The following is an 11757-nucleotide window of genomic DNA, read 5'->3' as shown; positions in this document are numbered from 1 at the left end:
CTAATTCCTTTCCCGACCGAGGCGACGGCCCCGTTTCCACCATGGATACGCAGGCCCGTGTAGTCACGCTTGACTATTAGTGCTGAGTATAGGCGTGTTGAGATGATTAGTCAATCTAGACTATAATGTGGGTGATCAAGGAGGTAGAGATGGACGAGCGTGATCCGAGGATGGTCCGCGACACGGCGATCTGGGACGAGCGCGCCCTGCTGCTGCTCGGCGTCTTGATGACGCAGAATCAGCACGGGTATCAAATCAACGAGTTCATCGAAAACACGCTCTGTCATGTAGCTACCATGAAAAAGCCAACGGCCTACGCGCTCCTGTCCCGTTTGGAATCTGCCGGGTTCATCGAGGTCCACAGTGAGCAAGCCGGCAATCGCCCACCGCGGAAGGTCTATACGATCACGCCGGTTGGCCGCGACCTCTTTCGTGATCTGCTTCGAGCAAACCTGTCCGCCGCGGACGAGTCGACCTACGCCGGAGATATCGGTCTTGTGCTCATCAATTTCCTCGATCGTAACGAAGCGGTCGCCTGCTTACGCCAGCGCTTGTCGCGACTCGACGCTCTGTTGGCGCCGAATCCGGACGTGGCTGCCCACGGAGACAAGCTCAATCTTGGCATCGCACTCGACCACCTGACGGCCATGCGCCACGCCGACCGCGACTGGCTCGTGGCAACGATCGCTCGGCTGGAGCGCGAAGAATCAATGCCGGCGATGGAAGAGTCGGGCTCACTAACGCGCTGACGCTCGTGCGCACGCCCAAGCCCAGGCGACACTGGCTGCGCCCCGCCGCCTGGCAGTTCGCGCATGCCACTCGCCCGCGCTGATACCATCTCTCCATACCGCGCCCACTGTGGGTGAGGCGCTGAGAGCGGGATGAGCAGGGAGCGCATGAGCGCCAGGTCGCCGATGAAGCCGTGTCCGTATTGCGGGAAGCCGATCCACGCGGTCGCGCTGAAGTGCCGCTACTGCGGCGAGTGGATGCCGGAGGGGTTTGCCGACGAGCCGGCCCCAGCGCCAATCCCTGAGAAGCAGCCGGCCGCCCAGCCCGTTGTCATCGCCCAGCTTGGCCAACGCGGCATCGCCTGGTTCATCGACCTCATCGTCATCACGATAATCGCGCTGGTTCCAGCGTCCTACTTTCTCCCCGCCGGACGCGAGCCGACCGTCCAGGAGGTCACCGAAAACGGCGGCGTCCTCGCCGTGATGCTCGCCATCTACATCCTCTACCCCTGGCTGATGGAGGCGCGTTGGGGCGCGACCGTCGGCAAGCTGGTCGTCGGGCTGCGCGTCGTTCATCTTGATGGCACGCTGGTGCGGCCGCTCCCCGCGCTCGTCCGCTCGCTTCTGCGACTCGTCGATGGCATGTTCGCGGGCGTCGTCGGCGCGCTCATCATCCAGCTCTCTCCCACCCGTCAGCGCCTCGGCGATCGCGCTGCCCGCACGCTCGTTGTCCACAAGAGCGCTGTTGTCTCGCGGGACGCGTTGCGTCAGTAGGTCAGCCGGGGGAGACGCATGGCAGGCGCGCTGGATGGCATCACGGTCGTCGACTTCTCGCGGATTCTCGCCGGCCCGTACTGCACGATGCTGCTGGCCGACATGGGCGCGGACGTCATCAAGATTGAGCGGCCCGGCAAGGGCGACGACACGCGCTCCTGGGGGCCGCCCTGGCTGGGCGACCAGACCGGCGCGTACCTCTCGGTGAACCGCAATAAGCGTGGCATCGCGCTCGATCTGAAGAGCGAGAAGGGCCGCCAGATCGCGCTCGACCTCGTCCGCGGCGCGGACGTCGTTGTCGAGAACTTTCGCGTCGGTGTCATGGAGCGGCTCGGCCTCGGGTATGAGGATTTGCGCGCCGTCCGTCCCGATCTCGTCTACTGCTCGATCTCTGCGTTCGGCCGCTCCGGCCCCTACGCGTTGCGCCCTGGTTACGACCTGATTGCCGAGGCTCTGAGTGGATTCATGAGCGTCACCGGCGAGTCGGAAGGGGACGGGATGCGCGCTGGCGTCGCCATCGGCGACATCACGGCCGGCATGCTTGCCACCAGCACGATTCTCGCGGCGTTGCGCCACCGTGAGCGCACTGGCGAGGGACAGCTCGTCGAGGTCAATCTGCTCGATACGATGATCGGCTGGCTGATTGGCGCGAACCTCTACTACCTCATCACCGGGGAGAACCAGCCGCGCACTGGCAACGTCGACCCGCTGGTCGCGCCCAAGCAGGTGTTCCAGACGGCCGACGACCCACTGATCATCACCGCTGGAAACGACCGGCTTTTCGCGGCGCTCTGCCAGGCGCTCGGCCGGCCCCAGCTGATCGACGACCCGCGCTTCTGCGCCAACGCAGATCGTGTCGCCAACCGGCCGGCGCTCACGTCGCTGATCGAAACGGAGCTGGCGCGCAAGCCGGCCGCCGAGTGGGTTGAGCTGCTGATCGAGGCCGGCGTCCCGGTTGCGCCGATCAATACGATGGCTGAGACCTTCGCTGATCCGCACGTCCTCGCCCGGAAGATGCTCGTCGAGGTCGAGCACGCCACCCTCGGCGAGATCCGGCTGCCCGGCGTCCCGATGGCCTTCAGTGCCACGACCGCCGAGGTTCGCACCGCTCCGCCCGTCCTTGGCCAGCACACTCGCGAGGTCCTCCGCGAGCGCTGTAAGCTCACCGACGCCGAGATCGACGGCCTCGCCGCCGCTGGCGCTGTACAGGTCTGGGATCCCGACTGACTGTCAGATTCTGCGTTAGTGCTGAATCGTCACCGGGCTGCGTTCTGGTCGGATATGCACGTTGATCAGCACCGGCAGCTCCGTCCGTAGCGCCCGCGCAAGCGCCGCCTGGAGATCGCCCAGGTAGTGGATATCGTACCCTGCCGCTCCGAATCCGGCCGCGGCGATGTCGTAACGCGCGTCGGCCAACTCCGTCGCGATCTCGCGTCCCGCGCCGTACCGGTCGCGTTGCAGATGCCATTCCGCGCCCCAGCGCGCGTCGTTGCCGACGACCACGACGATCGGCAGTCCCAGCCGTGCTGCCGTCTCCATCTCGCTCAGGTGGTAGCCGGCGGATCCGTCGCCGACGATCGCGACGACTCGCGCCGCGGGCAGTTCGCGCTGGACGCCGATCGCCATCGGGATCCCGCTCCCGATCCCGCCGATTTTCGCCGTCGTCATCATCGGGTTCGGCAGATCGCGCAGCGCGAGCCGCACCCATTGTCCGTACTCTCCGCCGTCGAAAACCACGACGTCGTCCGGTCGGATCGCTTCGCGGATCGCCCAGCCGACGGCCAGCGGATGCAGCAGGTCGTCGTCCGCGGGTGGCGCCAGCGGCGGTGGCGAGACCGTCCAGCGCGTCGCCCACCCCGGCTCGCGATCGAGCGACTCGGTCACATATTCCGCAAGGAACGCGAGTGCCTCCGCGGGAGGTATCTGGATCTGGCAGATAGCGCCCGGCGCTTCCGGCTCGCCCGGCGCATCGATGACGCAGAACTCCCCGCCGGTCCCGAGCGCGCCGCGAACCAGATAGTCATATGCTCCGACCAGCAGTGTCGCATCGGCTTCCGGCAGGTTGGCGGCCAGCTCGGCGTAGCGCGGGTCACCCAGTCCGCGCGGCGCGTCGGCGATGATCGGCGCGATCCCCAGCCGCCCGGCAATCTCGGCCAGCAGCGTGCCGGCCTCCCCGCGTGTTGCCGCTGGCCGCGCGACTATCGCCGGCCGGCGCGCTCGTGAGAGTCGCTCGGCAATTGCCAGCAGCGCGTCACGCTGCCCGGGCTGCATGGCCTCGACGTTCGCTATCGCCAGCGCCGCCTCTTCACCCGTGATTCGTGCCGTCAGCACATCGTTCGGCATCGCCACATGGGCCGGCCCGGGAACTCCGGCCTGGGCCAGCCGCGCCGCCTCCATCGTGACTCGGCGAGCGTCTTCCGCCCGTCCAATCTCGAACGAGCCCTTGCAGACTGCCCCGGCAATCCGCGCCTGGTCCACCTCCTGGAATGCGCCGTGGCCGCGTTGAGCGACCGGGCTCGCGCCAGCGAGATACAGCACCGGAGCTTCAACCGTCGCGGCGCCGGCTGCGCCCTGCATCGCCGCCAGAAAACCCGGACCTGCCGATGTCAGCGCAACCGCGATCGTGCCGGTCGTTGCCGCCGCGCTTGCCGCCGCATAGAGCGCAGCCGTCTCGTGACGCATATGGACCAGCTCGATCCCGACCCGGTCGGCCGCGTCGATCAGCGCTAGCACCTGGTTGCCGGACACCCCGTACATCCTCCGGACGCCCAGATCGGCCAGCGCCTCGGCAACCGCCATCGCGCCCGTCCGCTCAACCATTCGCCCCTCTGCCTCCGCTCTGCCCGACTGCGTGAAGACAACCCGTCTGTCACCGTGCTTGCAGGGGCGAACCTCGTGTTCGCCCCTGCTCCCCTACCTACCCCCTCATCCCCTTTGCCTCATCCCCCATCCCTCGTAAACACATACCGTTGCCCGACCGCGATGTCGCCGTCCATCTCAGGCGAGACCGCGGCCAGCGTCCAGCCGCTGCTCTGCAGTCGGAATACCTCCCCGTGGGCCTGCATGGCCAGCTCGCGCATGTAGTCGCGGTAGACCATCACACCTGGCTCGTTGATCTCGGCAGGCGTCCGGTAGAGTCCGAACGGAGGATCCTGGAATCCCGCGATCACCCGTTCCACCTGCCATGCCGAGGGCACGATCACGCTCACCGTCTGATGACGCATGCCCAGGTAGGTCTGAATCTCCTGACTCAGTCGGGATGGTGCGACGCGGTGCCGCGAGGTTGGCCCGACATACTCCCAGGCAATGGTCGAGCCTTCGTCGGCCGGCCGGATGATGAACATCGACACTCGCGAAATCCGCGGTCGGGTCGAATCATTTTCGTGGAGCGACCCATACGCCTCGGCGACGTTCGCGTTCTCGTCGCTCAGAATCATGAACGGCAGGTCATACCGTTCGCGTAGGTCGCGATTCGTCTCCGGCGTGTCGTTCGCCGCTGCCACCAGTTCGATTCCCAGACCGCGCAGTTCCCAGTAGTGCTGTCGCAACTGCGACAGGTACAGTCGTCAAGTGGGTCACCACTCACCCCGATACAGATGCAGCAGGATCGGCCGCTGCCGCACCAGCCTGCGGAGGGTGACGTAGTTCCCCGCTTCGTCCTTCATCTGGAACTCCGGCGCTGGCTGCCCCAATAGCGGCGTACGCCCTGCCAGCTCTTCCGGCCCGACCAGATGCGGCGCGATCTTTTCCATCGGCACAGTCTCCCTTACGTGAGTAATCGCGACCGATCGGCCGCTGGTATCATTATCCTGTGACACACCGCCTGTTTGCGCAAGCGTGTGCGGGATTACCACCCTCCACCTGACCGTTGTTCTGTGTTTTCGAGTTCGGGCGAAGAATCCTCCCTGATCGGTTCGTTCCAGATCCACACCGGCTCATCGCCGATTCACGCCAGATGTCCCGCGGTAAGGTCAGGAGCCCTTCATGCGTCACACGTGGCTTCAACGATCGAGCGCAGGGGTGTTCGCGATCGCACTCCTTGTCGCGGCCTGTGGTTCCAACGACGCAGACCTCGGGGCCGGCCACAACGAACCGACCCCAACCGTGCCAATCGCATGGATCGACTCCGCGTCACCAGTGGCAACCGAAGATTACTGCGGCTACCAGGGGTCGGTTGTCGATCCGGCCCTCATGGGCACACCTGAGATTCATCCGTCGCTGACGCCGGAACCGGGCAAACCTGCATTCACCGAGGAGGACGTGCGGGCCTGGGTCGCTGCGATGGAGAGTGACGAAAACCCCGTCGTCAAGCGCGTCGAGTTCATGTCGGCTTGCGAGGTTGCGACGAAGGTGAATCATCCTGTTTATCGGCCAGACGACACGCTGCTTGCTCTCGTCACGCTGACGGGCGACTGGCAGATCCACCTCCCTCCCGAAGTCACGCCTGTCGGACCACCAGACCCAGACACCGTGGCCTATTGGATATTTGACGCCGTTACCGGTCATCTGATCGGGAGCACATCCGGCGTCGAGAGCCCGTAGGCATACCCTGTGTCTGGCACTATGCGTCCGACCCGACCACCGCGCCGATGTCATGCCAACCCCGCGCATCCGCGTCCGCCGATAGCGCACCGAGCAGCGACTCCGCAAACCGCGGCCCCGCGTACGTGAACCCTGTATACACCTGCACCAGCGACGCCCCGGCCCGTACCCGCTCCACCGCGTCCGCGCCGGTCATGATCCCGCCGACACCAACGATCGGCAACCGCCCGCCGACCCGCTGATACAGCAGCCGGCAGACCGCATTCGCGCGCTCCCGTAGCGGCTTGCCGCTCGTCCCACCCGGCAGTTCGCCAAACCGGTCCGGCAGCCCTGCCCGGCTCGTCGTCGTGTTCGTCGCGATGATGCCGCTCGCCCCGCCTTCGAGCGCCGCCTCGGCAACCGCTTCGACCTCAGTGTCTGTCAGGTCCGGCGCGATCTTCACCAGCACCGGTCGCGGTCGCAGACCCGCCAGCGCCGCCGCTTCAGTATTGGCCCCATTCACTGCGTCGAGAATGCGCAGCAACTCCCCCGCTGTCTGGAGCGAGCGTAATCCCGGCGTGTTCGGAGACGACACGTTGACGGCGACGTAGTTCGCGATGTCGAAGAGTGCCGCCACCAGCGCCGCGTAGTCCTCGACCGCCTGCTCGATCGGTGTGTCGCGGTTCTTGCCGATGTTGATGCCGACAACGCCGGCCGGCCGCAGCCCGATCAGCCTCGCCCGAACCGCCGCCGCGCCGTCGCTGGGGAACCCCATTGCATTGACCAGCGCTCGCTCATCGACCGCTCGCCAGACTCTCGGCTTCGGGTTCCCTGCCTGCGGTCGCAACGTCACTGTCCCGACCTCGACATGCCCGAACCCGAGGGCATGCAGCGCGATAACCGCCTGCCCGTCCTTGTCGAGCCCTGCCGCGACGCCTAGCGGGTTGGCGAATGGTAGCCCCCAGAGGCGCTGCCGCAGCCGGTCGTCCGCCGGCGGCGCGAACGCTCCCAGCGCTGCCACTCCGCCTGGCGTCCGCCCCGCCGCCGCCATCGCCGCGACCGTCAGATGATGCGCCCGCTCCGCATCCCCCCGCGCAATCACCGTTCGATACACGCACTCGTACACCAATACCCCCTCGTCCCCCGTTCCCCGTCCCCACTCGTGCTACCATCCGCGCCAGTGTACCGGAGTGAAAAGGAGATAAGGTGACCGACGATATCCTGGCCGCGATCGACCGCCACATCGAGGAGCATCTCGACGATTACATCGCCGATCTCGCCCTGCTCTGCAAGCTGCCGAGCGTCGCCGCACAGTCGCTCGCGATCGACGAGACGGCCGAGGCCACACGCGCGTTGCTGGAGAAATACGGCGTCGCCGCGCGGCTGATGCCGACCGACGGCAACCCGGTTGTCTACGGCGAGGCTGCCGGTGACTCGGACCAGACTGTCCTCTGCTACAACCACTATGATGTCCAGCCGGCCGAGCCGCTCGAACTGTGGGATTCCGAGCCATTCGACGCCCAGGTTCGCGACGGGCATATCTGGGGCCGTGGCGTCGGTGACGACAAGGGCCACATCATCTGCCGCCTCGCCGCCATCGACGCGCTTCGCGCCGTCACTGGCAGCCTGCCTTGCGGCGTGAAGTTCATGATTGAGGGCGAGGAGGAGATCGGCTCCGTCAACCTTGACCCGTTCATTGCCGCAAACGCCGACCTGTTCAAGTCCGACGGGTGCCTCTGGGAGTTCGGCGGCGTCGACTACGACGACCGGCCGCAGATCTTCGCCGGCATGCGCGGTGACCTGTATGTCGAGCTTCGCGCGCGAACTGCCAACCGCGATGCGCACTCCGGGCTCGGTGGCTCGATGTTCCCGAACGCCGCCTGGCGGCTCACCTGGGCGCTCGCGACTCTCAAGGGCCAGGACGAACGCATTCGTATCCCCGGCTGGTACGACGATGTCCGCGAGGCCAGCGCCCGCGACATGGAGCTGCTGGCTGCCCTGCCCGACGAATCCGAACGGCTCAAGTCCACCTACGAGCTCTCCGGCTTCCTGCTCGATGCCGAGGGTCTGGAACTGAAGCGTCGTGGGCTTTTCGAGCCGACCTGCACCATCTCCGGTCTCTCCAGTGGCTATCAGGGGCCGGGGTCGAAGACTGTCCTGCCGGCGGAAGCAATGGCCAAGGTGGACTTCCGCCTCGTTCCGAACCAGAGCGCCGCAGACCTGATCGAGAAGCTCAAGGCGCACCTCGTTGCCGAGGGATTCGGTGACATCGAGGTGATCCAGCATGGCGGCTACGACGCGGCGCGTGTCGACCCCGACGATCCGTTCGTCACCCTCGTCGCCGAGACCGCCTGGGATGTCTACGACCGGCCGGCCATCGTCTCCCCGACCAGCGGTGGCTCCGGCCCGATGGACTCGTTCGTCCGCCACATCGGCGTGCCGGTGGCCAACGTCGGCATTGGCTACCCTGATTCCGCGGCGCACGCGCCGAATGAGAACGTCCGCATCGCGGATTTCGTCAACGGTATCCGCCAGACAGCCCGCGTCTTCCACCGCATCGGCAACCAGCCGGAATGAGTGGCACTGGGAGTCAGCCACGCGCCTGGCTCCGACGCGTCCGCGCCCTCCGCGACCGCCGCGTGCGGGAGCAGGAGGGCGTCTGCGTCGTCGAGGGTATCCGCCAGGTTCTGTCGGCGATCGATGGCGGGCATGAGGTCGAGGCGCTCCTGGTCGATCCCGCCAAACTCCGCAGCGAAGTCGCATGGGAGTCCATCCAGCGCGCCGTTGAGGGCGGCGCGATGCTGGTCGAGCTTCCGACCCGGGACATGGAGCGTGTCTCCGCGCGGGATAACCCGGTCGGCCTTGTCGCTGTTATCCGCTGGGCGCCGCTGCCCCTCGACGCGCTCGCAATCGATAGCGACGCGATCATCCTCGTGGCCGATGACGTTCACGACCCTGGCAACCTCGGCACAATTGCTCGCGCCACCGACGCGGCCGGCGCTCGGGCGATGGTCGTCCTCGGCGGCGCTGACCCGACCCACCCGTCCGCCCTCCGCGCCAGTCTCGGAACGATGTTCTTGCTCCCGATCCACGTCGCCCGGTCGCACGACGAGCTCTTCGAGTGGGTTGCCGGCCGATGTCGCACCGTCGCCACCTCGGCCCACGCGACAGGTGATGTCTGGACAACCGCTCTGCATCCGCCTGTTGCCATCGTCGTTGGGAATGAGGCGACTGGTCTCGATGCAGCCACGGTCGCGCGTTGTGATCTCACGACCCGCATCCCAATGCTCGGCACGGCCACCTCGCTCAATGTCGCCGTTGCCGCCGGCGTGCTGCTCTACGAAGCCCGTCGCCAGGCGAGCCTCTAGCCCCTGCTCAGAGTTCGCAAACCCAGCCCTCCGACCCGCCGGGTCGGCTGATCGTCCATCACCTGTTCCCGCTCGGGTAGGTAATCTCGTACCCCGTGCCACGGCGTGGGACGCTGAGTCTCGCCACATGCCCCTGCTCGTCCAGCCCCACCCCGATCTCGATCTCGGCGGAACGCGCGTTGCGGTCGTCCCCCGGCATGAGCGAGACGTATGCTGCCCCCTCATCGACGGTGACCGCGCTGCCCCACCCGGCGAACTGCCTGGCCAGGATGGTCCACATCGCAGATCCCCGTATCTCGATCCCGAGTAGCGCCCCGTCGGCCCCGACGTCGATCGTTCCCTCGGTCGTAGCGTTTCGCGTTTCCTGCTCCGCCATATCAGGCGTCACCACCAGCGCATTCGCCTCTCGATCTACTCGCAATTGCATTGTCTGGCCTGTTCCCCCCTCGCCCAGCGATTCGATCGGAAATGTGCCGCCTCATGCCTTCGAAATGAAGGTCGGATACGGCGTCCACTATCTCTCGTCGCCGGATGCTATCGTTCCACCGCTCATCGTGAGGGGAGGTAGCCGTCCGGTGCTTGAGACTGACCATGAAGTCGAGCCACAGATCGTCAAGCGCGCCGGCCGTATTCGCGGCTCGGCCGCGCTGGCTGCCTGGCAATATCCATCCTACCGCCGGTACTTCTGGGTCCAGGCGTTGGCGATGGGTGGCCGGTCGCTCCAGACGACCCTTGTGGGCTTCATCGTCTACGATCTTACGGGCAGTGACTTCCTTCTCGGCCTCATCTCATTCATGAATATGGTCCCACAGCTGATTCTCGGCCCGGTCGTCGGTGTCGTTGTCGACCGATTCGATCGCCGCCTGATTCTGTCCATTCAACTTTCCATCCAGGGTATCGGCCTTGGCGTGCTCGGGGTTTTCGCGCTGCTTGGCTGGTTGACGGTTCCCACCATCGCGGCGACCGTCGTGATCATGGGCGTTGCGAGCGCGTTCAGCTACCCGGCCAGCTCGTCACTGTTGCCCAGCCTTGTTCCGATTCGCGCGCTCCAGAGCGCCATTGCCGTCAATGCCATGGTTGGCAACGTCTCGCGCGTCGCGATCCCGGCTGGTGTCGGCTTTCTCGTCGACGCGACCGGGGTCGCGGCTGCGCTGCTTCTCGGAATAGGCCTCTACGGTCCGGCTGCCGTTCTCGTGCTGATGGTGCCGCTGATGGCGGCTGCCGTCCGCGTCTCGACAGCCACTGGTCCGCTGGAGCCGGCCGCGCGTCCATCCGTCGTTGGTGATTTACGCGAGGCAGTCGCATATATCCGGGCAAATCGGATGCTCCGCGCCGCCTTGGCAAACGACGTGGTCCCGTATCTCTTTGGTATGTCCCATACGGCGCTCTTGCCAGCGATCGCCAGTAGCACTCTCGGCGGCAGTGCCGGAACCCTCGGCCTGCTCTTCGCCGTCAGCGGCGCAGGCGCTATGCTTGGCACGATCGTCGCGGGCGCCCTGACTGGCCGTGGCGTTCGTGGCGCGACAATCATCGTCGGCACGGTCGGATCCGGTATTGGCCTGCTCGTCGTCGCGCTCTCGGATACCCGGCCGGCGATCATGGCCGGCCTCTTTGTCACCGGCCTGTTCCAGATGCTCTACATCATCCAGAACGACACCCTCGTCCAGACCTTCGCCGAGGATCGCTTCCGGGGTCGCGCTGTCGCTGCCCAGTCGATGGTCAATGGCCTGATGCCGATCGGGTTTCTGCTCCTGGGCGCAATCGCCCAGTTCACCAGCACCGCCATCGCGTTCGCTGTTGCCGGCGTCATGCTCATCCTTGCCGGCTTCTGGACCATCCTCCTGCGCCCTGTAATGCGTGACTTGCGTTGACCCCGCCGCTGGCCGGCAGCCTCCGACGATCGCGGATGGCGGTGTCTCTGGTTCGGGCTCAGATATCGATCGTCAAAGCGAGCGAGGTGCGGCCCCAGTCGTCGAGGTTGTCACCCTCCCGGTACTTGCTGACCAGCAGCTCGCGCGCGAGCAGGTCGTCGGGGGCGCCTGCCTCAAGGATCCGGGCGACGCCAGCGTGCGTCTCATCACCAAGCTCGATGGTGACCCGCGCGTTCGCCTGCAGATTTCGCACCCAGTCGGATCGGTCGCGACCTCCGGAAAGGACATACACGCGCCCATCGCGCACGGCAAACCAGATCTCGATGCGATGTGGCTGGCCAGTCAGTCGTCCGGTTGTCGTCAGATATGCGTACGGTTCGTCGGCCCATCGCGCCAGCGATTGGCGTGGGTCTCGCGCGGTGTCGGTCATGGTTTGCATTCTCCCCGGTTGCTGTTGGCCCTGCGCGGGCCGGCGTCATCCAGACCGTGGAGCGT

13 protein-coding genes are annotated in these 11757 nt (G+C 66.1%); 7 read left to right on the top strand and 6 right to left on the bottom strand.

Translation table 11 applies throughout. The features are described from left to right. Nucleotides 1-149 precede the first annotated feature (149 nt). The 3 genes from V9F06_11405 (at nt 150) to V9F06_11395 (ending at nt 2729) form a co-directional block, all read left to right on the top strand. On the top strand, nt 150-749 hold the full coding sequence (locus tag V9F06_11405) for a PadR family transcriptional regulator (GenBank protein MEI2618209.1): 600 nt from the start codon (nt 150-152) through the stop codon (nt 747-749). Between the two features lie 147 nt (nt 750-896). Further along, entirely contained in the window at nt 897-1502 is a 606-nt protein-coding gene (locus V9F06_11400; protein MEI2618208.1) for an RDD family protein, read from the top strand. Nucleotides 1503-1520: 18 nt separating this feature from the next. Continuing rightward, nucleotides 1521-2729 (top strand): CoA transferase, encoded by a 1209-nt coding sequence (locus V9F06_11395; protein MEI2618207.1) that lies wholly within the window; start codon nt 1521-1523, stop codon nt 2727-2729. A gap of 15 nt (nt 2730-2744) precedes the next feature. Here V9F06_11395 and V9F06_11390 read toward each other — a convergent pair whose 3' ends face one another. From V9F06_11390 to V9F06_11380, 3 genes are all read right to left on the bottom strand, one after another. After that, a complete protein-coding gene (locus tag V9F06_11390; GenBank protein MEI2618206.1) occupies nt 2745-4322 on the bottom strand; it encodes a thiamine pyrophosphate-binding protein in 1578 nt (525 codons plus the stop codon). A 119-nt stretch (nt 4323-4441) separates the two neighbouring features. After that, nucleotides 4442-5050, bottom strand: a complete 609-nt coding sequence (locus tag V9F06_11385; protein MEI2618205.1) for a redoxin domain-containing protein — start codon at nt 5048-5050, stop codon at nt 4442-4444. Between the two features lie 27 nt (nt 5051-5077). Next, complete coding sequence (locus tag V9F06_11380; protein ID MEI2618204.1) at nt 5078-5254, bottom strand: hypothetical protein; 177 nt, start codon at nt 5252-5254, stop codon at nt 5078-5080. Between the two features lie 232 nt (nt 5255-5486). Here V9F06_11380 and V9F06_11375 point away from each other — a divergent pair, with 232 nt between their 5' ends. Continuing rightward, nucleotides 5487-6044, top strand: a complete 558-nt coding sequence (locus tag V9F06_11375; GenBank protein ID MEI2618203.1) for a hypothetical protein — start codon at nt 5487-5489, stop codon at nt 6042-6044. 19 nt (nt 6045-6063) lie between these two features. Here V9F06_11375 and V9F06_11370 read toward each other — a convergent pair whose 3' ends face one another. After that, nucleotides 6064-7149, bottom strand: coding sequence for a quinone-dependent dihydroorotate dehydrogenase (locus tag V9F06_11370; protein ID MEI2618202.1), 1086 nt, complete (start codon nt 7147-7149; stop codon nt 6064-6066). Between the two features lie 80 nt (nt 7150-7229). Between V9F06_11370 and V9F06_11365 the strand changes: the two genes are divergently transcribed. Further along, nucleotides 7230-8600, top strand: coding sequence for a M20/M25/M40 family metallo-hydrolase (locus V9F06_11365; protein ID MEI2618201.1), 1371 nt, complete (start codon nt 7230-7232; stop codon nt 8598-8600). Further along, nucleotides 8597-9391: an RNA methyltransferase gene (locus V9F06_11360; GenBank protein ID MEI2618200.1), complete on the top strand. Its 795-nt coding sequence runs from the start codon at nt 8597-8599 to the stop codon at nt 9389-9391. Before V9F06_11365 ends, V9F06_11360 begins: the two co-directional genes overlap by 4 nt. A 58-nt stretch (nt 9392-9449) precedes the next feature. On the opposite strand, the gene V9F06_11355 is transcribed toward V9F06_11360, so the two are convergent. Next, nucleotides 9450-9818 carry a hypothetical protein gene (locus tag V9F06_11355; GenBank protein ID MEI2618199.1) on the bottom strand — a complete coding sequence of 123 codons (369 nt, stop codon included), beginning with the start codon at nt 9816-9818 and terminating at the stop codon, nt 9450-9452. Between the two features lie 148 nt (nt 9819-9966). Here V9F06_11355 and V9F06_11350 point away from each other — a divergent pair, with 148 nt between their 5' ends. After that, nucleotides 9967-11262 carry an MFS transporter gene (locus V9F06_11350; GenBank protein MEI2618198.1) on the top strand — a complete coding sequence of 432 codons (1296 nt, stop codon included), beginning with the start codon at nt 9967-9969 and terminating at the stop codon, nt 11260-11262. Nucleotides 11263-11320: 58 nt separating this feature from the next. Here V9F06_11350 and V9F06_11345 read toward each other — a convergent pair whose 3' ends face one another. Next, nucleotides 11321-11692: a nitroreductase family deazaflavin-dependent oxidoreductase gene (locus tag V9F06_11345; GenBank protein ID MEI2618197.1), complete on the bottom strand. Its 372-nt coding sequence runs from the start codon at nt 11690-11692 to the stop codon at nt 11321-11323. Nucleotides 11693-11757: the final 65 nt, after the last annotated feature.

Source organism: Thermomicrobiales bacterium (genome assembly GCA_037045155.1).
In the GTDB taxonomy this organism is placed as follows: Bacteria; Chloroflexota; Chloroflexia; order Thermomicrobiales; family CFX8; genus JAMLIA01.
The sequence above is the reverse complement of the archived record's forward strand: the minus strand, read 5'-3'. Positions and strand labels throughout refer to the sequence as shown.

Excerpts from the sequence above, each read along its gene's own strand:
- V9F06_11405 (MEI2618209.1), top strand. The coding sequence starts at position 150 with ATGGACGAGCGTGATCCGAGGATGGTCCGCGACACGGCGATCTGGGAC.
- V9F06_11345 (MEI2618197.1), bottom strand. The coding sequence starts at position 11,692 with ATGACCGACACCGCGCGAGACCCACGCCAATCGCTGGCGCGATGGGCC.
- V9F06_11400 (MEI2618208.1), top strand. The coding sequence starts at position 897 with ATGAGCGCCAGGTCGCCGATGAAGCCGTGTCCGTATTGCGGGAAGCCG.
- V9F06_11360 (MEI2618200.1), top strand. The coding sequence starts at position 8,597 with ATGAGTGGCACTGGGAGTCAGCCACGCGCCTGGCTCCGACGCGTCCGC.
- V9F06_11380 (MEI2618204.1), bottom strand. The coding sequence starts at position 5,254 with ATGGAAAAGATCGCGCCGCATCTGGTCGGGCCGGAAGAGCTGGCAGGG.
- V9F06_11395 (MEI2618207.1), top strand. The coding sequence starts at position 1,521 with ATGGCAGGCGCGCTGGATGGCATCACGGTCGTCGACTTCTCGCGGATT.
- V9F06_11375 (MEI2618203.1), top strand. The coding sequence starts at position 5,487 with ATGCGTCACACGTGGCTTCAACGATCGAGCGCAGGGGTGTTCGCGATC.
- V9F06_11390 (MEI2618206.1), bottom strand. The coding sequence starts at position 4,322 with ATGGTTGAGCGGACGGGCGCGATGGCGGTTGCCGAGGCGCTGGCCGAT.
- V9F06_11355 (MEI2618199.1), bottom strand. The coding sequence starts at position 9,818 with ATGCAATTGCGAGTAGATCGAGAGGCGAATGCGCTGGTGGTGACGCCT.